At 63.1% G+C, this 22,187-nt stretch carries 24 protein-coding genes and 2 pseudogenes; 10 read left to right on the forward strand and 16 right to left on the reverse strand.

Going from position 1 to position 22,187, the window contains the following annotated elements; translation table 11 throughout:
- Positions 1-282 precede the first annotated feature (282 nt).
- Entirely contained in the window at positions 283-735 is a 453-nt protein-coding gene (locus tag AB4Y34_RS21100; protein WP_013092256.1) for an HU family DNA-binding protein, read from the reverse strand.
- Positions 736-1,110: 375 nt separating this feature from the next.
- Positions 1,111-2,598 carry a PLP-dependent aminotransferase family protein gene (locus AB4Y34_RS21105; protein WP_368717111.1) on the reverse strand — a complete coding sequence of 496 codons (1,488 nt, stop codon included), beginning with the start codon at positions 2,596-2,598 and terminating at the stop codon, positions 1,111-1,113.
- A 168-nt stretch (positions 2,599-2,766) separates the two neighbouring features.
- On the opposite strand from AB4Y34_RS21105, the gene AB4Y34_RS21110 reads away from it, so the two are divergent.
- Entirely contained in the window at positions 2,767-3,153 is a 387-nt protein-coding gene (locus AB4Y34_RS21110; RefSeq protein ID WP_368717112.1) for a carboxymuconolactone decarboxylase family protein, read from the forward strand.
- Between the two features lie 21 nt (positions 3,154-3,174).
- On the opposite strand, the gene AB4Y34_RS21115 is transcribed toward AB4Y34_RS21110, so the two are convergent.
- From AB4Y34_RS21115 to AB4Y34_RS21155, 9 genes are all read right to left on the reverse strand, one after another.
- Positions 3,175-3,474, reverse strand: coding sequence for a hypothetical protein (locus tag AB4Y34_RS21115; protein ID WP_176106626.1), 300 nt, complete (start codon positions 3,472-3,474; stop codon positions 3,175-3,177).
- A gap of 86 nt (positions 3,475-3,560) precedes the next feature.
- Entirely contained in the window at positions 3,561-4,496 is a 936-nt protein-coding gene (panE, locus tag AB4Y34_RS21120) for a 2-dehydropantoate 2-reductase (RefSeq protein ID WP_368717113.1), read from the reverse strand.
- Positions 4,497-4,706: 210 nt separating this feature from the next.
- A complete protein-coding gene (locus AB4Y34_RS21125) occupies positions 4,707-5,009 on the reverse strand; it encodes a hypothetical protein (RefSeq protein WP_176369710.1) in 303 nt (100 codons plus the stop codon).
- Between the two features lie 46 nt (positions 5,010-5,055).
- Positions 5,056-5,487: a DUF2778 domain-containing protein gene (locus AB4Y34_RS21130; RefSeq protein ID WP_368717114.1), complete on the reverse strand. Its 432-nt coding sequence runs from the start codon at positions 5,485-5,487 to the stop codon at positions 5,056-5,058.
- A 333-nt stretch (positions 5,488-5,820) separates the two neighbouring features.
- Entirely contained in the window at positions 5,821-7,242 is a 1,422-nt protein-coding gene (locus AB4Y34_RS21135; protein WP_368717115.1) for an efflux transporter outer membrane subunit, read from the reverse strand.
- Positions 7,243-7,251: 9 nt separating this feature from the next.
- The gene (locus AB4Y34_RS21140) at positions 7,252-8,823 is read right to left on the reverse strand and encodes a DHA2 family efflux MFS transporter permease subunit (RefSeq protein ID WP_176384856.1); all 1,572 of its coding nucleotides are present in this window, start codon (positions 8,821-8,823) and stop codon (positions 7,252-7,254) included.
- A gap of 7 nt (positions 8,824-8,830) precedes the next feature.
- Positions 8,831-9,931, reverse strand: coding sequence for an HlyD family secretion protein (locus AB4Y34_RS21145; RefSeq protein ID WP_368717116.1), 1,101 nt, complete (start codon positions 9,929-9,931; stop codon positions 8,831-8,833).
- A 79-nt stretch (positions 9,932-10,010) separates the two neighbouring features.
- On the reverse strand, positions 10,011-10,433 hold the full coding sequence (locus AB4Y34_RS21150) for a MarR family winged helix-turn-helix transcriptional regulator (protein ID WP_176384858.1): 423 nt from the start codon (positions 10,431-10,433) through the stop codon (positions 10,011-10,013).
- 83 nt (positions 10,434-10,516) lie between these two features.
- Positions 10,517-10,939, reverse strand: coding sequence for a MarR family winged helix-turn-helix transcriptional regulator (locus AB4Y34_RS21155; RefSeq protein WP_176384859.1), 423 nt, complete (start codon positions 10,937-10,939; stop codon positions 10,517-10,519).
- 428 nt (positions 10,940-11,367) lie between these two features.
- On the opposite strand from AB4Y34_RS21155, the gene AB4Y34_RS21160 reads away from it, so the two are divergent.
- From AB4Y34_RS21160 to AB4Y34_RS21175, 4 genes are all read left to right on the forward strand, one after another.
- Positions 11,368-13,713 (forward strand): TonB-dependent receptor, encoded by a 2,346-nt coding sequence (locus AB4Y34_RS21160; protein ID WP_368717117.1) that lies wholly within the window; start codon positions 11,368-11,370, stop codon positions 13,711-13,713.
- Between the two features lie 21 nt (positions 13,714-13,734).
- On the forward strand, positions 13,735-14,358 hold the full coding sequence (locus tag AB4Y34_RS21165; RefSeq protein WP_368717118.1) for a MotA/TolQ/ExbB proton channel family protein: 624 nt from the start codon (positions 13,735-13,737) through the stop codon (positions 14,356-14,358).
- Entirely contained in the window at positions 14,355-14,753 is a 399-nt protein-coding gene (locus tag AB4Y34_RS21170) for a biopolymer transporter ExbD (RefSeq protein ID WP_176384862.1), read from the forward strand. Before AB4Y34_RS21165 ends, AB4Y34_RS21170 begins: the two co-directional genes overlap by 4 nt.
- A 157-nt stretch (positions 14,754-14,910) precedes the next feature.
- Positions 14,911-15,489, forward strand: a complete 579-nt coding sequence (locus AB4Y34_RS21175; RefSeq protein ID WP_368717119.1) for a TonB family protein — start codon at positions 14,911-14,913, stop codon at positions 15,487-15,489.
- A gap of 4 nt (positions 15,490-15,493) precedes the next feature.
- Here the strand turns inward: AB4Y34_RS21175 and AB4Y34_RS21180 are convergent, their stop codons facing one another.
- Positions 15,494-16,459 carry a GlxA family transcriptional regulator gene (locus tag AB4Y34_RS21180; RefSeq protein WP_368717120.1) on the reverse strand — a complete coding sequence of 322 codons (966 nt, stop codon included), beginning with the start codon at positions 16,457-16,459 and terminating at the stop codon, positions 15,494-15,496.
- 110 nt (positions 16,460-16,569) lie between these two features.
- On the opposite strand from AB4Y34_RS21180, the gene AB4Y34_RS21185 reads away from it, so the two are divergent.
- Positions 16,570-16,860: a hypothetical protein gene (locus AB4Y34_RS21185; RefSeq protein WP_176106638.1), complete on the forward strand. Its 291-nt coding sequence runs from the start codon at positions 16,570-16,572 to the stop codon at positions 16,858-16,860.
- A gap of 58 nt (positions 16,861-16,918) precedes the next feature.
- Here AB4Y34_RS21185 and AB4Y34_RS21190 read toward each other — a convergent pair whose 3' ends face one another.
- Together AB4Y34_RS21190 and AB4Y34_RS21195 are read right to left on the reverse strand one after the other, a co-directional pair.
- Complete coding sequence (locus AB4Y34_RS21190; RefSeq protein WP_368717121.1) at positions 16,919-17,731, reverse strand: DUF4377 domain-containing protein; 813 nt, start codon at positions 17,729-17,731, stop codon at positions 16,919-16,921.
- A gap of 274 nt (positions 17,732-18,005) precedes the next feature.
- On the reverse strand, positions 18,006-18,539 hold the full coding sequence (locus AB4Y34_RS21195; protein ID WP_176106640.1) for a hypothetical protein: 534 nt from the start codon (positions 18,537-18,539) through the stop codon (positions 18,006-18,008).
- Between the two features lie 87 nt (positions 18,540-18,626).
- On the opposite strand from AB4Y34_RS21195, the gene AB4Y34_RS21200 reads away from it, so the two are divergent.
- Complete coding sequence (locus AB4Y34_RS21200; RefSeq protein WP_176384866.1) at positions 18,627-19,556, forward strand: LysR family transcriptional regulator; 930 nt, start codon at positions 18,627-18,629, stop codon at positions 19,554-19,556.
- A 57-nt stretch (positions 19,557-19,613) separates the two neighbouring features.
- On the opposite strand, the pseudogene AB4Y34_RS21205 reads toward AB4Y34_RS21200, so the two are convergent.
- A pseudogene (locus tag AB4Y34_RS21205) lies at positions 19,614-20,265 on the reverse strand (phosphatase PAP2 family protein).
- Positions 20,266-20,557: 292 nt separating this feature from the next.
- Between AB4Y34_RS21205 and AB4Y34_RS21210 the strand changes: the two are divergent.
- On the forward strand, positions 20,558-21,241 hold the full coding sequence (locus AB4Y34_RS21210; RefSeq protein ID WP_368717122.1) for a winged helix-turn-helix domain-containing protein: 684 nt from the start codon (positions 20,558-20,560) through the stop codon (positions 21,239-21,241).
- Here AB4Y34_RS21210 and AB4Y34_RS21215 read toward each other — a convergent pair.
- Positions 21,238-21,501 carry an EamA family transporter gene (locus tag AB4Y34_RS21215; RefSeq protein WP_368717183.1) on the reverse strand — a complete coding sequence of 88 codons (264 nt, stop codon included), beginning with the start codon at positions 21,499-21,501 and terminating at the stop codon, positions 21,238-21,240. The genes AB4Y34_RS21210 and AB4Y34_RS21215 overlap by 4 nt on opposite strands.
- Between AB4Y34_RS21215 and AB4Y34_RS21220 the strand changes: the two are divergent.
- Both AB4Y34_RS21220 and AB4Y34_RS21225 read left to right on the forward strand, forming a co-directional pair.
- A pseudogene (locus AB4Y34_RS21220) lies at positions 21,487-21,739 on the forward strand (LysR substrate-binding domain-containing protein); the annotation flags it as partial. The gene AB4Y34_RS21215 and the pseudogene AB4Y34_RS21220 overlap by 15 nt on opposite strands.
- 96 nt (positions 21,740-21,835) lie before the next feature.
- Positions 21,836-22,081: an isoprenylcysteine carboxylmethyltransferase family protein gene (locus AB4Y34_RS21225; RefSeq protein WP_368717123.1), complete on the forward strand. Its 246-nt coding sequence runs from the start codon at positions 21,836-21,838 to the stop codon at positions 22,079-22,081.
- Positions 22,082-22,187: the final 106 nt, after the last annotated feature.

The following is a 22,187-nucleotide window of genomic DNA, read 5'->3' on the forward strand; positions in this document are numbered from 1 at the left end:
ATCCGCAGGGCGTCGGATTGCCTTGATCGTACTGTCGTGGATCATGATGCGCCAGTCAGGTGCGCGCGCGCCATCAGGGAGCACACTATGAGAGTCGCGCCTGCCGTTTCGGCAATGGATGCGATGAGCGCTACGAAGCGAGCGCATAAAAAAAGTCCCCACGGATTCTCATCCACGGGGACTTCGATCACCTGCATGCAGGCGCTTTTTCACGCACTCAAACGTCAGGCATGATTAAACCCAACCGCGCCATGCCGACGCCCGAGCGTGAGAACAACGCGCTTAGGCAGCCGCTGCGTCCTTCAGCTTCTTCAGCGCGCGTGCCTTGATGCGCACGCTTGCCGGCTTGGCCGGGAACCAGCGCTCTTCACCCGTGAACGGGTCCTTGCCGAAGCGCTTCTTCTTCGCCGGCACAGCCTGCACGACGATCTTCAGCAGACCCGACAGCGTGAATTCGCCAGCGCCTTTCTTATGCACCGTGCCGAGGATCGTGTCTTCGAGCGCGGCCAGCACAGCCTTGGCGGTCTTGGGTTCCACTGCAGCACGCTCAGCGATGTGAGCTGCCAACGAGGCCTTCGTGAAGGTGTCCTTGATCGGCGTCGGTGCGCCAGACGCCTTCACGGCGACCTTCTTGGCTGCGACGGCTTTCTTCGCAGGGACTTTCTTTGCAGCAACCTTCTTGGTCGGTACCGGGGCAGCAGCCTTCTTGGCCACCTTTTTTGCGGAAGTCGGCATGTTTCTCCTACCTGTTGTGGTCAGTGAATTGCTCGAAGCGCACACCGTATGTGCACGCTTCAACGCCGGATTCTACAAGCGCTAAAGCGATTTGCGCGACTCTTTTATGTATTGCGATGAAGTTTTTTGCGTGGCGCCAACGGTCCAACACGTTTTAGTACCTGTTTTAGCGGCTAAAACGTGCGCGGCAAGGTCTTTAACAGGCAGGAGTAACGCTCGTTACAGTTCGTTTCGGCGGCGGTTTCGCGGTGGTCGCGGCGAGGCGAGCTGGTGTTTTCGCCCCTTGAATCAGGGGATTTTCTTCGTTTGACACGTCAAGCAACGCAACCCCGACGCTTCGACGATGCCTACGCCGCGCTTGCGCCGAGTTCCGGTTCAGCGAGCGATGCGCGGCAGGATGCCGGCGAGCTTCGTCAGCGCCGTGTCGATATGCTCGGCCGCGATGCTGCCATAGCCGAACATCAGCCCAGGCTGCGGTGTCACGCGATGGTGAAATGGCGCGAGTCCATAGAGGCCGATCGACGCTTCACGCGCGGCGGTGACGAGCGCCTCTTCGCCGAGCGACGCCAACGGCCCCTTCAGCCGCGCCGCCAGATGGATGCCGGCAGTCGGCACGATCGGTTCGAACCAGCGCGCGAGCTCGCCTTGCAGATGCTCGAGCAGCATCGCGCGGCGCGCCGCATAAGCCTTGTGCATGCGCCGCAGATGGCGCGCGAAGTCGCCATTGAGCATGAACGCCGCGAGCGCCGTTTGCGTCAGCGTGCAGCCGTGACAATCAGCGATCTGCCGCGCCTTCAGCAGCGGGCCGTGCAACGACGCCGGCGGCACCAGGTAGCCGATGCGCAGCTCGGGAAAGATCGTCTTCGAAAACGTGCCGACATAGGCGACGAGGCCGGCGCGATCGAGGCTCTTCAGCGGCTCCATCGGCCGGCCTTCGAAACGGTACTCGCAGTCGTAGTCGTCCTCGATGATGACCGCGCCGCGTTTTTGCGCCCATTCGAGCAGTTCGACGCGACGCTCGAGGCTCATCGGCATGCCGAGCGGAAACTGATGCGAAGGCGTCACGTAGACAAGCCGTGCCTTGTCCGGCAGCTTGCCGACGATCAGGCCTTCGCTATCGACCGGAATCGGCACCACGCGCGCGCCCGTCACCGTGAAGCAGGCATGCGCGGGTGGGTAGCCGGGGTCTTCGATGGCCGCGATTTCGCCGGGCCGCAGCGTAATGCGCGCGATCAGATCGAGCGCGTGCTGCGCGCCCTGCGTGACGATCACGTCGTCCCAGTTGCTCGACACCGCGCGGTTGAAGGCGAGGTAGCGCGAAACTGCGAGCCGCAGCTGCTGCTCACCGGCGGCCTCGCGATAGGTGCCGGGGCTGCGCGCCTGGCTGCGTAGCGCGTGATTCACGCAGCGGCGCCAGACGTCGAAGGGAAACAGCGTCTTGTCGGTCGCTCCACCGATGAAGTCGAGCGGCGACGCCACCGACGGCCGCGGCAACGGCAGACTGTCGGGCAACTGCTGCCACAGCGGCTGCGCGCGTGCGGCGGCCTTCGCTTGCGCGGCGTCGCGCTCGCGCGAACGAGCCGCCGCGCGCGCCTGCGCGGAGCGCTCGGCGGGCAGCCGCTCGAGCCCGTCGGCGACGAAGGTGCCCGAACCGGCGCGGGCGCTCAGATAGCCTTCGGACAGCAGCCGCTCGAAAACATCGAGCGTAGTCTTGCGCGATACACCGAGCTGCGTCGCGAGATCGCGCGTGGACGGTAGACGCGTGCCGCCGGCGAGACGCCCTTCGAGAATGCCCGCGCGCAACTGCCGATAAATCTGTCCGGACAGATCGTGATGACCTTCGACCGCGATGTGAATGTCCATTCGGGTGGTTACCTCAAATAACGTCGAAATGGTTATTTCGAAAGACCAGTGGCGAACGTAAGCTTACCTCCCCGGACGCCCATTTGGACGCCCCTCGCACGTTCACGAGGACGCTCTGATGCAAGCACGTCTCGACTTTACAAGGCCAGCCCGAGCGGCACGCGCGCGATGCTCGCGCTCGAGGAAACGATCGGCAAGAGCACGATCGACCAGACGCTCGCCGAACTCGTGCGGATTCGCGCGTCGCAGCTCAACGGCTGCGCGTTCTGCCTCGACATGCACGTGAGCGACGCGCGCAAGCACGGCGAAACCGAACGGCGTCTCGCGACGGTGGCCGCGTGGCGCGAAGCGCCGTTTTTCACCGCGCGCGAACGCGCGGCGCTCGAATGGACGGAGGCGGTGACGCTGGTCGCGCAAACGCGCGTACCGGATACGGTATGGGAAGCAGTGAAGCCGCATTTCAGCGCGCAGGAAATCAGTGACCTGACGCTGCTGATCGTTGCGATCAACGGCTGGAACCGGATTGCGGTGTCGTTCAGGAAGATGCCCGAGTAAGCGGCGTGCCTTCGCGGGGCCTCAGAAGATCACGGAAACCGCCACCGCGAGCCAGATCGCGGTCACGCCCGTGAGAAACAGATGCCGCGCGATGCGCACGCGCGAGTCGCTGTTCTCCGGCTCGACGGGACTCGTCGCCATCCAAGGCACGAGCCCGAGGCATGCGAAGCCGGCCAGCGCGAGCACGAAGACCACGATGTCGGCCTTATGCCAGGCGGTCGGCTCATACATGCCCCAGTAGCCGAGAAACACGATGCCGATCGAGAACACGGTCGCGGAGGCGGCGCTGAGCGCGGGCACCGAGCCAGTGGGAGTCGGCATGCTTGACCTCCGATCGTCAGGTTGCGGCGGCGCTCGCGCGCGGCGCCGTTCGCCCGATCCGCGTTCGCGCCGGCCGCAGCGAGCCGTCAGGAAGTGCGGGTCTGGCGCGCTTCGTACGTCTTCAGATGACTATAGGCGATGCGCAGCAGCGACAGGCCGTGATCGCCCTTTTGCGCGTCACCGCCGCGCGTGATCAGGTCGCCGAGAATATGATCCGCCTCGGTGTGCGAGCGGTTTTCGACGTCGCGCAACATCGACGCGGTCAGCGGCGACGGCGTCAGCAGCACCTGGGCGGCGCGCGTGTCGAAGTCCGCGTCCATCGTGAAGCCGTTGTGTTCGGCCACCGCGCGGCATTCGCCGAGCAGATTCTCGATCACGCGCTTGCCGTCAGGCGCAGCCAGAATATCGCCGACCGAACCGCGCATCAAGCAGGTACTCCCAGCCAAGGTGGCGAGGAACACCCATTTCTCCCACATGCGCAGCAGGATGTTGTCGCTGACCGCGACGTCGAACTTCGCGCCCGACATCGCATCGGCAATCACCTGGGTGCGCTCCGAGGTGCCGCCCACGAGTTCGCCGAACGTAATCGCCTGCATGTCGTTCAGATGCATGATGTGCTGCTCCGCATTGAGCGTCGCGGCGATCACGCACTGGCCGCCGAGCACGCGCTCCTTGCCGAAGCGCGCGCTCAGCACCTCGATATGGCGCATGCCGTTGAGCATCGGCAGGATCAGCGTTTCTTCGCCGACGAATGGCGTAAACGAATCGATTGCGTCATCGAGACTGTAGGCTTTGCAGCTCAGCAGCACGAGGTCGAACGGCTCGCTGGCGACACCGGCCAGTATCGTCTTCACGTCGCGCAACTGGAGATTGCCCCGTGGGCTGTTGATGACGAGGCCGTCGCGCCGCAGCTTTTCCGCGCGACCGGCGCGGACGAGGAAGGTCACGTCCTGCCCCGCCGCCACCAGACGTCCGCCGAAATAACCGCCTACCGCGCCCGCCCCTACTACCAGAATTCGCATCGTGAGCCTCTTGAAAGATTTCGGTTTGCCGATCATGCGCGTCGCTGGTGGACGCATCCCGATAGTGCCGCGTATGAGCTTCTTGTGCAGAATGTAGCAAAGATTGGGAATCGGTTCCGGGGAGCGTTGCCCGTGGGTCCATGGTGCCCGTTGCATGGCGTGCGCGCAGCGGCCCGAACAGACCGGCGCGCCGCGCGAATCCAGCAAGTTTTACGACGGAACGGACGCTTTGCGATAACGCCGCCAAGCGATGACGCTGCCAATGGCGATGACGGTCGCAATGACCAGGGTTGATGCGAGGAACATGAGCAACGTACATGTGTCCTCGACGTCCAACGCGTCAGGGCTGTAATCGGGGTCCAGCCAGAGTAGCGCCTGTCGAATGGCGATTGACAGCCAGATCGGTATGTCGAAGACGAAATGCGCCAACAGGAAGCGGGTCATATGCAATCCTCCCAAGCAGGACAACGCAAACCCGGCAATACACCAAGCAAAGATTGCAATGCGCTTCATCGGACTTCCACCCGCCCGTACGCTTTCATGTTGCTGCCTGGAATGGTCAAATCAGGTTTTCGTGAGCGGATGTAGCGCGCTGTAGCCGCTCGAAGTCATCGCCGCTCTGTACGGTGATGCAACCATCGCTTTCGCGCAACGGGCCCTCAGGGTGCAGGCGGAAGTTACCGCGACGGACACCATGAATCAGGGTGCTGTCGCCGCCTTGAGCATTCCAGAGCATGAACCATTTCCTTCGGTCCGTACTGCCAAAGTGCTCGTTGTTGAGATCGCGTAACCAACCCAATCGGCCACCCGATTGGCGATCTACGAGATAGTAAGTCCCACGCGGGATAGCGCCGACCATGGGCATCGAAGCAGCATCAGGATTATCGCGCCCCACGCCGCGACCGGAATATGCTTCGACCTTACCAAATCCAGGACAATCGAAACTCGACATCTCGCGCTTATTGAGCGTGAAGGTACAGAAAACAGGCATTGTTCTTCTCCCCTTCAGCACTGATGTCCGCGCACATAATTCAAATCACTACTGTCTGCGCCGCGATCGCACTTGAACCAAAGATGCAGGGCTATCTTCATGATTATGGATTCCTTGAATCGTGAGTATGACTACCCTTTTACCATCGCTTGCCGGCCGAATACATGACCTCGGCCGCTTGCTTCGCACATTTGACGATCCGTCACATTCAAGCGTCGCTCAAACGAGTACACGAATGCATGCACCATGCACCGCTCTAGTCACATCAGAAGTCTTTCACGTGAATCCCCTACTTGACGCGCGGATGCGTCAGCGTCGCACGCCCCGCTGCCTTCACTGCGCCGCCACCGTTTCCCCCTGCTCCCACCCGCCCCCCAGCGACCGGTACAGCGCGATCGCCGAAAGCGCGTGCTCGCGCCGGGCCTGGTTCAGCGACTCGGAGTCGCGCAGATACGCTTGCTGCGCGTCGAGCACATCGAGGAAGCTCGACGCGCCGCCCTTGTACAACTCGGTCGACAGACGCAGCGCATGATTCGACGCATCGAGCGCACCGACCAGGCGCTGCACCTGCGCCGCGCCGCTGACGAGATCGCTGCGATTGTCCTCGACCTCCTTCAGCGCCTGCAGCATCGTCTGCTGCAGGCCGAGCTGCGATTCGCGCATGCGGCTCTCGCTCGCGTCGATGTTCGCGGTGATTCGCCCAGCGTTGAAGATCGGGCTCGTTGCATTCAACGCGGCGCTGAACAGATTGTCGGTCAGCGTCGGCAAGCCGAGGTACGACGATGCGAGCAGCCCATTCGTCAGGTTGATCTTGAACTGCGGATAGCGCTGCGCCTTCGATACCCCCACTTCCGCCGCACGCTGTTCGACGAGCGCATAGGCGGTGCGCACGTCGGGCCGATGCAGCAACGCGTCGGACGGCAATTCCTGCGGCGCGCTTTGCGCAGGCACCGGAATCTCGCGCGCGTTGGAAAGCAGCAGCGTGTCGAGACTTTCCGGCGTACGCCCCGAATACACGGCGATCAGGCTCAGCTGATGCTGCACCGTCGATTGCATGCGCGGAATCTGTGCCTGCAAGTCCTGCAACTGATTCTGCGCGCGGGCGACGTCGAGCTGAGTCGACAGTCCATAATGCAGACGCTGCTGCGTGAGCTTCAGCGCGCGGCTGCGAATCTGCTCGTTGTCGTCGAGGATCTGCAATTGCGCCTGCGCCCAGCGCAAATCGATATACGCAGCTGCCGTGTTCGCCGCGAGCGCGAGCCGCACCTGGTTCAGCGCCGCAACGCTACCCGAGACCTGCGCCTGCGACGCGAGCACCGCGAGCCGTTCACCGCCGAACACGTCAGGCGTCCAGCTCGCGGCGAGGCCGAAGCCCGCCTGGCGCACATAGCCGAGCGGCGGCGGCGTATTCTGCCGCTCGGTCGACGCGCCCGCGTTCGCATTCAGCTCCGGCAGCAGCGCCGCGCGATTCTGCGTCACCAGATCCTGCGACTGCTTCACGCGCTCGGCCGCGGCCTGCACGTCGAGGTTGCCGCTCAACACCGATTCGATCAGCTGATGCATGACCGGGTCGCCGAATTGCGCCCACCAGGCATCGGTGTTCACGCTGTCTTGCGGTGCGTCGACGCTCCAGGCGGCCGGCGCCAGCGTCTGCACCGCATGCGGCAAATCCGCGTGCGTCGCCGGTTGCACCGCGCAGGCCGCGAGCGTCAAAAATGCCGCGCTCGCCACTAACTTCATCACCATCCGTTTCATGTTGGACTCCTAGTGGGCATCGGGCGGGGGCGCGGTGTTGCCGAACGGGCGCGAAAACAGCACGCTCAGCAACGCGACCACGAAGCACAGCGCAACCGCCAGAAAGGCGTCGGAGAACGCGAGCACCAGCGCTTCGCGCATCAATGCCTCGTGCAATTCGGCCAGCCCCGCATTCGCGGCATTCAATACGTTGCCGCCGACTGCCGACAGATACTCGGCCTGCTTCTGCAAGATCGATTCGACGACCGGACGGCCCGCGTTCAGATGTTCGTCGAGCCGTTCGTAGTGAAGGTTCAGACGGTCGTTCAACATCGTGCTGCTGACTGCGATACCGATCGCGCCGCCGAGATTACGCATCAGATTGAACAGCCCGCTCGCGGAGCGCAGCCGCGACGGCGGCAGCGCGCCGAGCGCCATCGTCACGATCGGCGGAATACAGAACTGCTGGCCAATTCCGCGCAATGCTTGCGGAATCAGCAACTGCTGCCAGCCCCATTGGTTCGTCAACGGCACGTACAGATAGCAGCCGATGCCGAACAGCGCGAGGCCGAACACCATCAGCAAGCGCATATCGACGAAGCGCGCGAGCGTCGAGTACGCGCCCAGCGCGAGCAACTGAAAACAACCGACCGACAGCAACGCGAGACCGATCTGCAACGAATCGAAGCCGCGCACGCGGGCGAGAAACACCGGCGTCAGAAACACGGTGCAGAAGATCCCGATCCCGGTGATGAACGACAGCAGACTGCCGATACCGAAGTTGCGCAGCGCAAGCGCGCGTAGATCGACGATCGGTTCCTTCGCGGTGAACGCATGCACGAGGAACAGAAACCCGCAGATCGCCGCGACCCACGCGCACAGAACGATCACGTCGTCGCCGAACCAGTTCTTGCGCGGCCCTTCTTCGAGCACGTATTCGAGGCAGCCGAGAAAACCCGACATCAGCAGGATGCCGATGTAGTCGCCCTTCTTCAGCAGCGACAGATCGACCCTGTCGATATGCACGTACTTCGGCACCAGCAGCGTGACGGCGACGCCCGGCACCAGGTTCAGATAGAACAGCCAGTGCCACGACCATTGCGACGTGATCCAGCCGCCGATCACCGGGCCGATCGTCGGTGCCAGCGACGCGAGCGCGCCGATCGTCGTCGATGCGATCAGACGCTGCTTGCCGGGAAACAGCACGAACGCGGTCGTAAACACCGTCGGAATCATCGCCGCACCGGCCGCGCCTTGCAGCCCGCGAAACAGGATCATCGAGTTGATGTCCCATGCGAGCCCGCACAGCATGCTCGTCACCGTGAAGCCGAGCGCGGAGAACGTGAAGAGCCACCGCGTCGAGAACACGCGCGTGAGCCACCCCGACATCGGAATCACGATGATCTCCGCGATCAGATACGAGGTCTGCACCCACGACAGTTCGTCCTGACTCGCGGACAGCCCGCCACCGATATCACGCAGCGACGAGGCGACGATCTGGATATCGAGCGTCGCCATGAAAAAGCCCACGCACATCAGCGCGAATGCGAAGACCTTGGTGCGGGTCGGCTGGTCGGCGGGGTTGTCGAGAACGTCGGTCATGATCGGTTCATCCTTGCGCGGCCGGATGGCCCGCATCGACGTGCACTTTCACGGTCGCGGAGAGGCCGGGACGCAACACCCCTTGCATGTCCTTCGGCACGTCGAGGCGCACGCGCACCGGCACGCGCTGCACGATCTTCGTGAAGTTGCCGGTCGCGTTTTCCGCGGGCAATACGCTGAAAGTCGCGCCGGTCGCCGGCGCAAGACTTTCGACCACGCCGTGCAGCGCAGTATTCGACGCGTCGAGCTGGACCTCGACGTTGTCGCCCGCGCGCATCTTGCGCAGCTGGTCTTCCTTGAAGTTCGCGTCGATCCACAGGCCGCTCGCGGGTACGACGGTCAGCAGCGACACGCCGGTGTTCGCGAGCAGCCCGACGCGCGCGGTCCGATTGCCGACATAGCCGTCGATCGGACTGCGGATCGTGGTGTATTCCACGTTCAACGCGGCGACGCGCTGCGCGGCCTGCGCGGTCGCGATGCGCGCTTTCGCGTCGCCGATCTGCGCGTCGAGCACCGCGATCTGGCGTTGCGCCGCGAGCAGCGCCGCGCCGCTGCGATCTACCGCGGCGCGCGCTTTGGTCAGATCGGCATCGGCTTTCTCGACGACCTGGTTCGACACCGCGTCGTCCTTCACGAGCTCGCGGTAGCGTATCTGGTCGGCCGCGCTGCGTGTCAGTTCGGCGCCCGACGCGCGAACCTCCGCGGCCTGCTCGTTGATCGCCGCGAGTTGCAGCGATTTCTTTGCTTCGAGCTCGGTGACGGCGGCCTGCGCGCTCTCCACTTCCGCGTTGGCCTGCGCGAGACGCGCGTCGTAATCGCGGGCGTCGAGACGCACCAGCACCTGGTTCGCGTGCACGAACTCGTTGTCGCGCACCAGCACGTCAGTGACGAAGCCGTTGACCTTCGGCGCCATCACCGTGACGTCGCCGCCGACGTAGGCATCATCGGTCGTCTCGATGAAGCGGCCGACGAAGAACCAGTGCGACGTGGCCAGCGCCAGCACGACGAGAACGGACAGAATCGCGAGCAGCATCCACGGGATACGCCGCGCCGCTCGGGCGGGTTGTACCGCGCTCGGGGGCGCGACGGTCGAGGGAGTTGTGGACATGATGTCGATATGTGCGTATGCACTCGTCAGGTTGAAAAAAACGGCGCAGTGCGCCGGCCTGCTACCTTCAGCGTTTATGTCAAAGCGAATCTTTGGTGAGGGCAAATAGCTCGCTGCGCAGCGCGGCCGCGCGCTTCACGCCGAAGCGGTGCTCGAACTCGGCCTGCGCGGCGTACCAGTACGCGCAGGCTGAGGCTAGCCGCTGTTCGCCCTCGGGTGTCAGCGAGATCAGCAGCGTGCGCGCATCCGCGCCCAGTGCCTCGCTCGACACGAGCCCGTCGCGGCGCAGCGGCTGGATCGTGCGTACCAGCGTAGTGCGCTGCATGCGCATGGCTTCGGCGATCTGCTTCATCGTCATCGGGCCGGTGCGCTTCAGACGCCCCAGCAGCGAAAACTGCGTGATGGTCAGGCCGACATTCGACAGATGCCGATCATAGATCTGCGATACGTGACGCGCAGCCTGGCGGATCGCAAAGCAGTCGTCGTCTAGGAGCGCTTCCATTCGCTGCACTTCCCTTTGTTCGTTAGTGCATATGCACACAAAGCGGCGTTATCAAACCCGCCGAGGCGGGTTCCGGTGCCGATCTAGTCGGTGATGCTGAACAGCTCCGCGCGCAGCGTCTTCGCGCGGGCGCGACCGAACTTCTTTTCGAATTCGTCCTGCGCGGCGCGCCATGCGACCGAGGCCTGATCAAAGGTGGTTTCGCCCTTTTCCGTCAGGCTGAACAGCAGCGTGCGGTTGTCGTGGTCCGCCGCTTCGGCCAGCACGAGGCCGTCGCGCTGCAGCGGCTTCATTGCGCGGACCAGCGTGGTGCGCTCCATGACCATCGCGTCCGCGAGCTCCGCCATCGGCAGGTTCGGGGTGCGCGCGAGCTTTGCCAGGATCGTGAACTGCGCAGCCGTCAGCCCCACGCTGCCGAGATGGCGCTCGTAGATTTGCGTGACGTGCCGCGCCGCCTGGCGCAGCGCAAAGCAGTTGCATTCGTCGTAGGAGAGAGGGCGGTTCATGCAAGCAAGTCTATGTGTGCATATGCACGGTGTCAAGTTTTTCTGTGAGCGGCTGGCAAATGCCTCGTCGGCAGCGCGACGGCGCGCGTTGAGTTTGCGACTTGCCAGCCTCCGTCGTTATGTTATAACATTTCTGGAGATCGGTGCTCCGGCGCTGTCGCTGTCGCTGTCTCAGAAGCGCCCACCGCGACGCTCAACAAAATCCGTCCGACCTATGAGCGGACTGTCCATACTTAATAGCCGCTTATGACCAAGTTGCCTCCCGTTCCCATCGAAACGTCGTCCTGATTGATCGACGGGCTTGCCGTCGCCCGTCGCCCACCTCCAGTTCGCCTGTCCTTCCCTTGCCAGCCAGGGGCGAGGTGGGTGAGCTATTGCCGAACACTTTCGATTCATCAATCGCATCGTCCATAGAGCGAGCAACAACAATGAAAAAACGCACAACGACCGCGCAGGCGGCGATCGTGTTCTGTGCCGTCGTCTCGGGCGCATGGGGCGCGCCGGGCAACGCCGTACTGATGGGCACTGTCTCCGATTCTCTGGGACATCCCGTCGCTCACGCGAAAGTCGAGATACAGGACGCGAGCGGCGCCTCCGTCAACATGTCCAGCTCGGACACGTCGGGCCATTTCTCGATCGACGGGGTGGCACCCGGCACGTATGCGGTCGTCGTCACCGCGGCAGGCTTTGCAAGCGGCAGCAGTATCGCGACCGCCCAGTCCGGCGCTCCGGCAAGCGTCAGCGTGCAACTGCAAAAGAGCGACACGCTCGACGTTCAGGTCAACGCACGACGTCTGAACGCGGCGCGCAACGGCCTGCTGCCCGAGACAGGCAGCAGCGTCTACCGCTTCACTCAGGCCGATATCGACACGATGCCGGCGGGCGCGAACACGCCGCTCAATCAGGTCTTGCTGCAAGCGCCCGGCGTCGCCAACGACTCGTTCGGCCAGTTGCACGTGCGCGGCGAGCACGCCAATCTGCAATACCGGATCAACGGCATCATCATTCCAGAGCCGATCAGCGGCTTCGGCCAGTCGCTCGACACGCGCATCATCGATCAGCTGAACCTGCTCACCGGCGCCCTGCCCGCGCAGTACGGCTACCGCACGGCCGGGATCGTCGACATTCGCACCAAATCGGGCGACACGGGCAGCGGCGGCTCGATCGACGTGTTCGGCGGCAGCCATCAGACCGTCAAAACGAGTGCCGATGTGTTCGGCAGCCAAGGACCGTTCAGCTACTACCTGAGCGGCTCGCTCGGCATGAACAACCTCGGCATCGAGAATCCGACCGCAAGCGCCAATGCGATTCACGATCACACGCGCCAGGGCAATGCGTTTGGCTATCTGTCGTATCTGATCAATCCGCTCACGCGCGTGAGCCTGTTGTTCGGCGCGACCAGCAACCAGTTCGAGATTCCGAACACGCCAGGGCTGACGCCGAACTTCGCGCTTGCCGGCCACAGCATCTTCGATTCGTCGCAACTGAACGAAACGCAATCGGAGCTGAACAATTTCGCGGCGCTCGCGCTGCAGGGCACCAACGGCGGCGCGCTCGACTACCAGGTCGCCTTTTTCACGCGCTATACACGCACGAAGTTCAACCCCGATCCGATCGGCGACCTGATGTTCAATGGCGTGGCATCGGAGGACTTTCATAGCAACACGGCCAACGGCGTGCAGGTCGATACGACCTGGCGCGTCAACGACAGCCACACGGTTCGCGCGGGTGTCTTCTTCCAGCAGGAGCATGCGGTCTTCGACAACAGCGTGACTGTCTTCCCCGCCGACGCGAACGGCAACCAGCTCTCCGACGTGCCCTTCAACATCCAGGACAGCAGCAGCAAGACCGGCTACCTGTACAGCCTGTACGCCCAGGACGAATGGAAGCTGACCGATCGGCTCACGCTGAACTATGGCTTGCGCTACGACCGCATGGACGAGTACACGAGCGCGAGCCAGTTGAGCCCGCGCGTGGGCCTCGTCTACACGCTCACACCGTCGACTACGCTGCACGCCGGCTACGCGCGCTACTTCACGCCACCACCGTTCGAACTCGTATCCGGCTCGACGATATCGAAGTTCGACGGTACGACCAATCAGAGTCCGACAACCCAGAACGATCCCGTACAGCCGGAACGCAGCCACTACTTCGACCTCGGTATCACGCAGAAACTCGGCCCTGCCGTCACACTCGGACTCGACGCGTACTACAAGAAATCGACCGACCTGCTCGACGAAGGACAGTTCGGCTCCGCGCTGATCTTCACGCCGTTCAACTATCAATACGGCAAAACGTATGGTGTGGAATTCACCGCCAACTACAAACAGGACAACCTCTCCGCGTATCTGAACCTCGCCTATAGCCGCGCGCAAGGTAAGAACATCAACTCCGCGCAGTTCAACTTCGACGCGGACGAGCTGGCATTCATCTCGAACCACTGGGTGTTTCTCGATCACGACCAGCGCGTGACGGCATCGTTCGGCGCGGCATACGACTTCCACCAAACCACCTTCACGTTCGACGGCATCGTCGGCTCCGGCCTGCGCAGCGGCTTTGCGAATACCGACCGCCTGCCCGTCTATGCGCAGTTCAACCTCGGCGCGATCCAGCACTTCAACGAGCCGATGATCGGCAAGTTCGACGCCCGTCTGGTGGTGATCAACGCATTCAACCGCGTGTACGAGTTGCGCGACGGCTCGGGCATCGGCGTCGGCGCGCCGCAGTATGGTCCGCATTTCGCCGTCTATGGAGGCGTAACCAAGTACTTCTGATCAACGGCAGGGAGAACCATCATGCAGGAATGGACAGGCTTTATCGCGGCGATGCGCACCGGAGGATGGATCATGTATCCGCTCAGCGTGCTCGGCGTGCTCGCGTTGACGATCATCATCGAGCGGGCCTATGTGTTTGCCCGCTTCGCAAGCGCACCGGCGCGTCTTTTGCAACCCGCGTCAGCCGATGACAACCGTCTCGACGGTCTCGCCCCGCATCACGCGTTCCGGCGCATGGCCGCGCCGTGGCTACCCGAATCGGACTCGCCGCTGTGGCTGCGCGAGGCGTCGGCACAATCGATCGCCTCGCAGATCGAGCGCGACATGGGGCGAGGTCTGTGGCTGCTCGAAACGATCGTCACGGCGGCGCCGCTGCTCGGCCTGCTCGGCACGATCGTCGGGATGATGAAATCGTTCCAGCTGTTCGGTGGCAATGGGCTCGTCGATCCGGGCGGTGTCACGGGCGGGGTCGCGCAGTCGCTGGTGGCAACCGCGATTGGATTGATCGTCGCGGTGTTCGCGCTGTTCGCGTTCAATTATTTTTCCCGGCGGCTCGAGCGTCTGATGGATGAGCTCGAACTGTTCGCCAACGCGCGACTCAGCGCGCTTCGCCTGCAACACGAGGCGCGCGGAGAGAGAGGATGAAACTCAAACGCTCGCGCGCCTCGCGGCGCGGCCGCATCGAAATCATTCCGATGATCGACGTGATGTTCTTTCTGCTTGCGACATTCATGCTCGCCTCGCTGGCGATGCAGCGTCTCGATGCGGTGCGGATCAATCTCCCGTCGGGACGCGCGCAGCCGATCAGCGCGAGCGAGCCGCTGACGATCACGGTGAGCGGCAACGACGAGGTCTCAGTCAATCGCCATGTCGTTCGCGCGGATCAGATCGAGCCCGAAGTAAAGCGCCTGCTGCGCGCGGACGGTAACGTCGTGATCGCGGCCGACGATCACGCGGGTCACGGCGCGGTCGTGCAGGCGATGCTCGCGGCGCGACGCGCGGGCGCCGAACACTTTCTGATCGCCGTGCATCGTGATTGAAAGTCGCCGCGATTGGTTCGAGAGACGCGCTGCGAGGACGCTGCGTACTGCCATCGCGACTCTGATCGCGCTCGGTATCTGGCTGCTGGTGCTGGTCACACTGTCTGCCGGATTGCTCAGACCGGCCCGGCCAGTCCCGCCGCCTGCTCCGCTGGATATGCACGTCGTCGTGCTCGACGAACCCGCGGCGTCAGAATCCCGCACGCCGCAACCTGCTACCCCGGTTCCGGCGGAACCGGCACCAACGCATGTGCAGACGCAACCGCGCACATCGATGCGTCGCGCGATGCCCCCTGCGCCAGGCGAGCCACGAACGCAGACGACGACCGCCGCCGCAACGCCGTCTGCACCGGTTGCAAGTCCAGCGCAACAGCCGCCGCAAGATGAGCGGCCGGAACAAACGGCTGCCGCGGGATCTCGGCAATCATCCGCACAGCACGACGCCGCGCCGAGCGCCTCAGCAAGCTCCGACACTGCCGCCCGCTCCATTTCGCAACCATTGCCGTCCCTGCCCGACGATCTGCGCGAACAGGCCTATCAAACAACGGCGACAGCCCGCTTCACGATCCACGCCGATGGCTCGGTCGACGTCGAGCTCGTTCGGGCAACGCCAAACCCGCGTCTCAATCAGCTGCTGCTCGTCGCGTTGCGGCGCTGGCGCTTTTTTCCCGCGCTGCGCGACGGCCGGCCCGTCGAAAGCACGCAGGAGGTCCGCGTGCATTTCAACGTCAGCTGAGCCCTCACCGCAGATCCGCACGCAGCTCACGCACACCTTTGCCGAGTCGTTGGCGCAACAGCGTGCGTAACGTGGCACCGTCGGCATAACCGACCTCGGCCGCGATCGCGTCGATGCCGAGGCCGCTGCCATGCAGCAGCGACTGCGCATGCTCGACACGCAGATCCTGAAAGTACGCCAACGGCGATTTGCCGAGCACGTCCTGGCAACGACGCTGCAGCGTGCGCGCGCTCGTCGCCAGTGCGGCCGCCGCGTGCTGCAGCGAGAACCCTTCCTTCAGATGATCGCGCGCCCATCGCTCGAAGCGCTGAATCAGCGGATCGGCCTGCGCCAGGTGGTTGGGAATGATGTACGGTGCCTGCGATGAGCGCAGATCCGCGAGCAGATAGCGCGACACGAGCGCGGCCAGTTCGGGGCTCGCGCGCCGGATCAGCCACAGCGCGAGATCGAGATGGCCCATCGCCGCCCCCGCCGTCACCCCGACCTCCGTTGGCACCAGCATGCGCGACTCGTCGAGCAGCACCGCCGGATAGCGTTGCCGGAACAATGGACTCAGCCACCAGGTCGTGGTCGCTTCGCGATGATCGAGGAGTCCGGTTTCCGCGACGAGGAACGTGCCGATGCACGACGCGGCGAGCAACGTGCCCTGTGCATGCCACGCGAGCAATTGCTCCGTGGCGTCGCGCACGTCCGGCCGTTCGAGCGCCGGCACCAGTTGCTCCGGTGTGCCGGTGCCGAGCGCGGGAATGATCACCCAGTCCGGTCTCAAGTCGGCGGGGATCGCTTGCACGGGGATGGCGAACCCCTGCCCCGACTGGACCTTCCTGCGCACGCCGACGATCGACAGATCGAAGTGCGGCCGCCCGCCCATTTTCGCGGCCGCGAACCGGTTGGCGAGCGAGAACGCGTCGAGCATGACGGTGAGGCCGGTGTCGAACAGCCCCTGCAGGGCGAGGATCGCGATGCGCATGGCGTAAATGACGCTAAAGTTGTCATTTGCGACGATACAGCTTTTTCCGGCCGAGGGCTACAGTGAACTCCGTTGTACCTCGCAACGAACGTCGACCAAGGAGGTCACTGATGAAAGTTTTCGCCATCGCATCCGCACAACCGACCCTCACCCCGGACAAGCTGCAGCAGCATTTGCCTCACGAGGTGCCGGCCACTCTGCAGTTCTATCTGGACGGCAAGATCGAGCAGTTCTGGTTCCGCGACAAGGCCGGCCCGATCTTCTTGATGAACGTCGCATCGGTCGATGAGGCCAGGTCGATACTCGACGCGTTGCCGCTCGTGGCCGACGGGCTGATGAAGTATGAGTATTTGCCGGTGGGACCGCTCGCGCCGCTCGGGCGGCTGATTCAGAAGGGTTGATGTTGCTGGCGGGATGAACGATGCCGCCGGCCTGGCCGGTGGCACGCTTGCAGAAGCATCACTGCCCGACCTTCTCCGATTCAACCACGAGGTCCAGTACATAAGCCACCGACGGCCCGTCGGCAGGCGGGATCCTGATCGTAAAACGCTTGACGCGCACCACGTTACGGATGCCCGGCGTGTGCGTATAGCCTTCGATATTCTGATTGAACGGCTGCCACGGACCGGGCGTGCCGGTGGCCAGCCCCTGCTCGTCGAAGAAGCGTTCGCGCACGAGCAGGCATTGCCCGTCCGGCATCGACGGATGGGTGCACGGCACCGACTGTGGCGCCACCTCCAGGAACGCAATTTGACCGGGGCCGCCGTAGCGCGTCTCGGCCGTCGGCACGCCGGTAAAGCTCAGCGTATCGCCGTTATCCGTAACGAGTTGCAGGCGCGGCCCGTTGTCGCGCGCGAGCAGGTTCACGTTGACGCTGCCGCGCACTCGCTGCGAGATCGCATCGTCGAGTGCGGCAAGCGCGGGGTCCTTGCAGGCCATCATCGTGGTGACCATCGGGCCGATCTGCAGATATCCCTTCCTCACCGTGTAACCCGCTCCCATGTTGTTGCAGCTATTGACGACGGTGATCCGATACGGACTGAAGTCCAGTTGCACCGGTTTGTCCGGGCGGGCGAACAGCGCATCGATGCGGTTGCCGTGGCTGTCGATCGCGTTGCTCAGCTGCCAGTGGTAGCGGGTCAGCTGATCGGTGCCGGTCGGCGCCGCCGGGTTCGCCGCGGCCGTGGTCGCCGCGGGAGCCGGCGCTGTCACTTCGGGTGTCTGCGCGCACGCGGCGAGAATGAGCGGCAGCAGGAGCATGCGGTATTTCACGTCGGCACCTCGGTGAGTTCAGTGGTTGTTCCGGGCGTTGGCCCGCGTCGCCTGGCGAAGGGACGCGAGCATCAGGTCGCATGCCCGAAAGCCGGAAAAGCCAGTGAAGGTCACCACCCGGCCACATTACGCCGGGTTTGCGCACCTGCGTCGCTCAGGCCGCGAGCATCGACTCGACGACCGACAGCATAACGCAGGTAGATGGCGGAAATATGCTGTTCGATATTTGCCTGGATCGTTGGTTAGGTTACCGAACTGCGGCGGGTGACGCGGGCTACGCCTTGGAGATGTCGCGACGCACGGCAGGCGCGGCGTGAAGTCTCCTGAGCCGGGGACGCAGCATCAGATAAAAGGCGGCAACGTGCGTGATCGCCAGCGTCGGCACATAGATGATCGGGATCGCGTACATGGCGCCCAGTTCTCCTGAATGCGCGGGCAGATCGGCCGCTGTCGCGTGGTAGTAGTCGACAAGCAGATCGGCCATACCGACCAGATTGAAAGCAACCACGAACGACCAGAAAAGCGGCCGTATCCGCGCCGTCAGCAAGGCCAGCATCGCCAGCACGCCCGTGGCGAAATCCCCATAAGCGGCGAACGCGGCGAAGCTCGCGGACAGTTGCGGACTGACGACGCCAGGCAGCAGGAACGCGAGCCCGAAGAACCGGAAGCTGTGCAAGGTGGCGATCGCGCGTTGCGCGTCGAACGGCGCCATCGACCTGAGCTTCGGCCACACGTAGGTGCCGAAGCACAACAACCAGGCAACGTAGCCCAGAACGAGATGCATCTGAAAGAGAAGCCGCGCTGACATGGTGCCTCCTGTCGAATGTTGGATGCGCAGGTGATAGGTGTACCATCGTCTTGCGTGAGCGACTATTCCTCACAATGTTGACAGGCTATGAAGCAGAACTTCACAGTCAGGCAGGGTGCACTCGACGGCGTCGAAGTCTTCCTCAGCGTGGCCGAGCATCGCAGTTTTCGCGGGGCCGCCGCGGCGCTCGGCGTGACGCCGTCGGCAGTCAGTCAGGCGGTGCGTGTGCTCGAAGCGCGCATCGGCGCGACGCTTTTCATTCGCACGACGCGCAGCGTCGGCTTGACCGAAGCCGGCGAGCGCTTTCTGGCGCGCGCCAAACCCGCTTTCGAGGAACTCGTCGCCGCCAGCGAGGTCGCGCGCGGACTCGGCGAGCGGCCGTCCGGCCTGTTGCGTCTTTCGGTGCCGCGCGCGGTCGTGCCGATCCTGCTGGAGCCGCTGATCGCGTCGTTCTGCGAGGCCAATCCCGAGGTCGAGGTGGAGATTGCGGCCAGCAAGGAGCTGATCGATCTTGCGGCGGAAGGCTTCGACGCCGGCATCCGGCTGGGCCAGTTCGTTGCCGCCGACATGGTCGGGGTGCCGTTGACGGCGCCATTCCGCTTCGTCGTGGTGGGGAGTCCTGCCTATTTCGCGGCGCGCGGCCGCCCAAAACACATCGACGATCTGCGTACGCATGCCTGCATTCGCTGGCGGCGCTCCAGCGGCGCGCTCGCGTCGTGGTCGTTCAACGACAACGGCCAGCCGATCGAGCTCGCCGTTTCCGGTCCTTTCATCGCCAGCGATTTTCTGGGCATGCTGGGTGCGGCGAACGCAGGCATCGGCCTTGCCCAGCTACCCGAGCCGATGGCCGCCGAGGGGCTGCGAACCGGAAAGCTCGTACGCGTTCTGGATGCGTATGCGCCGATGATCCCTGGCGTGTTTCTCTACTATCCGAGCCGCCGGCAGATCATGCCGAAGCTGCGTGCGTTCATCGATCATGTGAAGCGCCGCACGGCAAGTACCCAGAATGGACACTGATTGCCTGATCTCACAGCACCTCGCGCAGGGACTGGCCTCGGAGCGGATTCCAACGCATTAGCCCTGTAATATCGACCGCCCCAGAACTATCAACTCGTTGAACTGCGTGACCAGTTCAAAACACAAAGCAAACGACAGCGTATAGGAAGGGCCCGGGAAATCTGTGCATCCACCTCAGAATCGGCGCCGCAACAGGTGTTCTAACGGCGTCCCGAGTCATTATCCATGTGATGGTCGCTCCGATCGCCGCACCTGCGATTATGTCGGTCGGATAGTGCCATCCGAGATAAACGCGGGGCAGACATATGAAGATCGTGGTGTATAAAAGCGCGAGCGCACCGACGCCGCGCGACACCAGAAAGATCCCGGTTGCGACCGAAATCCACAGCATCGCGTGGTCACTCGGGAAGGAACTCCAGGCTGGCAACACGGCCGCATCCAGACCACCCGATGGAAAATTCAGGTGTAGCTCAGGATTAAAAAGAGGCCGCGTACGGAATGGCAAATAATGGGAGATAAGTCTGAATATCGCGAGCGCAAGGAGGCCGCTCGCGATCGTCGCGACGACCATTTCACGCTCCCAATCGCCACGCTGGCTGGGTTTGCACCATATCCACCACAATACGGGCATGAGCACCAGGCCCTTGAATGTGTATAGGTCCGCGATGATTCTTATCGCGTGGTTCAACGTGGCGCAACTCAGCGCCATGTCGCGCAGCCGGGCGACCTTCGATGGATGGTTGACGGGGGCCCTTCATGCAGTGAGCTAGTCCGCCGGTTCGTTGGCGTGCATCGAAGCTTGAAAACGACCGCAGCGATGCCTTGATTTCGGGTTTCAACCCGTGCTGAAAGCCTTCCTCGCCAAACACGACAAGCAACGACGTCAACCCTCGCGACCCGCCAGCCTGCTTCTCTTAAGCAATTCTTCAGCATGATTACATTACGATCGCGCGGAACCGGACAAGACGAATAGCCGACGCGCATTCAAGGGATCTGTTGCCATGCAGTTGCTGTTGATGGGAATGGATGAGTTGATCGCTGGGCCGGCCGTGGATACGTTGCGACGTGCGGGCCATATCGTCCACTGGATGAGTGTCGTTGGCGAGCCCATGAGTTGGCCGGACTGCAGCTTGTACGACCTCGTCATGCTCGACCCCGACCTGTCGGGAATCGACGTTATTGACGCGTTGAAGCGTTATCGAGAGTGCGGTGGCCATGCCTTCGTCATCATCGTGACGGCACAGAGGGAACTGGAAACTTGTATTGCCGCACTCGACGCAGGCGCGGACGATTACCTGGTCAAACCATTCGACGTCGATGAACTTGCGGCGCGCGTACGCGCGTTGACGCGTCGCAGAGTGGTACGGACGGTTCCCGTTCTGGCGTACGATGGCCTCATGCTGGATGCAGCCTCTCATCGAGTCACCCTGCATGGAGAGCCGCTCACGCTGGCGCCGCGCGGGTTCGCTCTGCTACAGGCGCTGATCGAAGACCCGGCGCGCGTTTTCACTCGCTCAGAACTTGAAGCGAGGATATGCGATCCACGCGAGGAAATCGCCAGCAATGCCATCGAAGTGCAGGTGTGTGGCTTGCGACGAAAAATCGGAGCAGCACGGATCGTGACGGTACGCGGCGCAGGCTATTGTCTGAGAACACCCGACTCGAAAGTCCGCTTCGCTGGCTAGCGGACGTTGCCGTTTCGAGCTCGGTTACCCACCTCGTTGCGAGAAACCATCGTGAGCGCGAGTCCGGCCAGCACGAGAGCCACGCCGACCACGAACGATGGACCGACCCTGTCGCCGAACATCAACGATGCAGCGCCGATGCCGAAGACCGGCTGAAGGAACTGAACGCTCGCGGCAACCCGCGCTGGAACGATACGCAGCAGGTTGAGCCACATAAACAGGCCGGCAACAGTCACGATCACCGTCCCGCATACAGTCATGCAAGCATGGCCATCGAGGCAGCTATTCGTGGTGAAGGCATAGCCCTCGGACGCAGTGCCCTGGTAGGCGATGACATCGTGGCTGGACGCCTCGTCGCCGTTTGCCGACATTCGCCTGAAAGTCGAGCGCGGCTATGATCTGGTCTATCGCGTCGGCAATCGCGATCATCCCAGGGTCTGCGCGCTGCGCGACTGGTTAGCAGCCGAAGTACGGCGATTTCTGGCAGACACGAGATGAGTGCTGGCTTCGGCCAGGAGCGGCACCGTGGGCTATGGCGCTGATCCCGGTGCGTCGTAATCCAGAGTCGAGTTGAAGCGAGAGTTGGAGGCGGATATGGCAAGCGAGGACCGCAACGAAAAGGCGGAGCCAGCGATGGTGCCGCCAGTCGCAAACCCGGGGATCATACGGCCGCCTTTTGTCAACCTGAGTGCAATCGTCAGCCTCTGGCTACCGGTCACCCTCGTGCCAGCGGAAGCGCTGATGTCGCTGGTTGTTATCCCGCGGGAAGAGCGCTATCTGGAACGCCGCTTTCCGTCGGAATACCTGGCCTACAAGGCGTCTGTGCGTCGCTGGCTGTGACCGCTCTCTGGAAAAGAGTTTCAGACTAGCGATAGTTCACGAAGTTGATAATATCGTTGAGGAACCACGGCAGTATCAGTTGCGTGTCGGAATAGCTGGTGCCGAC

It is taken from the genome of Paraburkholderia sp. BR10954 (assembly GCF_040965775.1).
GTDB classification, from domain to species: domain Bacteria; phylum Pseudomonadota; class Gammaproteobacteria; order Burkholderiales; family Burkholderiaceae; genus Paraburkholderia; species Paraburkholderia youngii.

What these genes read in the sequence shown, in the direction of transcription:
- AB4Y34_RS21100 (WP_013092256.1), bottom strand. Translation starts at nt 735, where the DNA reads ATGCCGACTTCCGCAAAAAAGGTGGCCAAGAAGGCTGCTGCCCCGGTA.
- AB4Y34_RS21145 (WP_368717116.1), bottom strand. Translation starts at nt 9,931, where the DNA reads ATGTCCACAACTCCCTCGACCGTCGCGCCCCCGAGCGCGGTACAACCC.
- AB4Y34_RS21185 (WP_176106638.1), top strand. Translation starts at nt 16,570, where the DNA reads ATGAAAGTTTTCGCCATCGCATCCGCACAACCGACCCTCACCCCGGAC.
- AB4Y34_RS21210 (WP_368717122.1), top strand. Translation starts at nt 20,558, where the DNA reads ATGCAGTTGCTGTTGATGGGAATGGATGAGTTGATCGCTGGGCCGGCC.
- AB4Y34_RS21110 (WP_368717112.1), top strand. Translation starts at nt 2,767, where the DNA reads ATGCTCGCGCTCGAGGAAACGATCGGCAAGAGCACGATCGACCAGACG.
- AB4Y34_RS21225 (WP_368717123.1), top strand. Translation starts at nt 21,836, where the DNA reads ATGGCAAGCGAGGACCGCAACGAAAAGGCGGAGCCAGCGATGGTGCCG.
- AB4Y34_RS21165 (WP_368717118.1), top strand. Translation starts at nt 13,735, where the DNA reads ATGCAGGAATGGACAGGCTTTATCGCGGCGATGCGCACCGGAGGATGG.
- AB4Y34_RS21130 (WP_368717114.1), bottom strand. Translation starts at nt 5,487, where the DNA reads ATGCCTGTTTTCTGTACCTTCACGCTCAATAAGCGCGAGATGTCGAGT.
- AB4Y34_RS21140 (WP_176384856.1), bottom strand. Translation starts at nt 8,823, where the DNA reads ATGACCGACGTTCTCGACAACCCCGCCGACCAGCCGACCCGCACCAAG.
- panE (WP_368717113.1), bottom strand. Translation starts at nt 4,496, where the DNA reads ATGCGAATTCTGGTAGTAGGGGCGGGCGCGGTAGGCGGTTATTTCGGC.
- AB4Y34_RS21215 (WP_368717183.1), bottom strand. Translation starts at nt 21,501, where the DNA reads ATGACTGTATGCGGGACGGTGATCGTGACTGTTGCCGGCCTGTTTATG.
- AB4Y34_RS21115 (WP_176106626.1), bottom strand. Translation starts at nt 3,474, where the DNA reads ATGCCGACTCCCACTGGCTCGGTGCCCGCGCTCAGCGCCGCCTCCGCG.
- AB4Y34_RS21155 (WP_176384859.1), bottom strand. Translation starts at nt 10,939, where the DNA reads ATGAACCGCCCTCTCTCCTACGACGAATGCAACTGCTTTGCGCTGCGC.
- AB4Y34_RS21105 (WP_368717111.1), bottom strand. Translation starts at nt 2,598, where the DNA reads ATGGACATTCACATCGCGGTCGAAGGTCATCACGATCTGTCCGGACAG.
- AB4Y34_RS21160 (WP_368717117.1), top strand. Translation starts at nt 11,368, where the DNA reads ATGAAAAAACGCACAACGACCGCGCAGGCGGCGATCGTGTTCTGTGCC.
- AB4Y34_RS21195 (WP_176106640.1), bottom strand. Translation starts at nt 18,539, where the DNA reads ATGTCAGCGCGGCTTCTCTTTCAGATGCATCTCGTTCTGGGCTACGTT.
- AB4Y34_RS21150 (WP_176384858.1), bottom strand. Translation starts at nt 10,433, where the DNA reads ATGGAAGCGCTCCTAGACGACGACTGCTTTGCGATCCGCCAGGCTGCG.
- AB4Y34_RS21135 (WP_368717115.1), bottom strand. Translation starts at nt 7,242, where the DNA reads ATGAAACGGATGGTGATGAAGTTAGTGGCGAGCGCGGCATTTTTGACG.
- AB4Y34_RS21125 (WP_176369710.1), bottom strand. Translation starts at nt 5,009, where the DNA reads ATGAAGCGCATTGCAATCTTTGCTTGGTGTATTGCCGGGTTTGCGTTG.
- AB4Y34_RS21175 (WP_368717119.1), top strand. Translation starts at nt 14,911, where the DNA reads ATGCACGTCGTCGTGCTCGACGAACCCGCGGCGTCAGAATCCCGCACG.
- AB4Y34_RS21200 (WP_176384866.1), top strand. Translation starts at nt 18,627, where the DNA reads ATGAAGCAGAACTTCACAGTCAGGCAGGGTGCACTCGACGGCGTCGAA.
- AB4Y34_RS21170 (WP_176384862.1), top strand. Translation starts at nt 14,355, where the DNA reads ATGAAACTCAAACGCTCGCGCGCCTCGCGGCGCGGCCGCATCGAAATC.
- AB4Y34_RS21180 (WP_368717120.1), bottom strand. Translation starts at nt 16,459, where the DNA reads ATGCGCATCGCGATCCTCGCCCTGCAGGGGCTGTTCGACACCGGCCTC.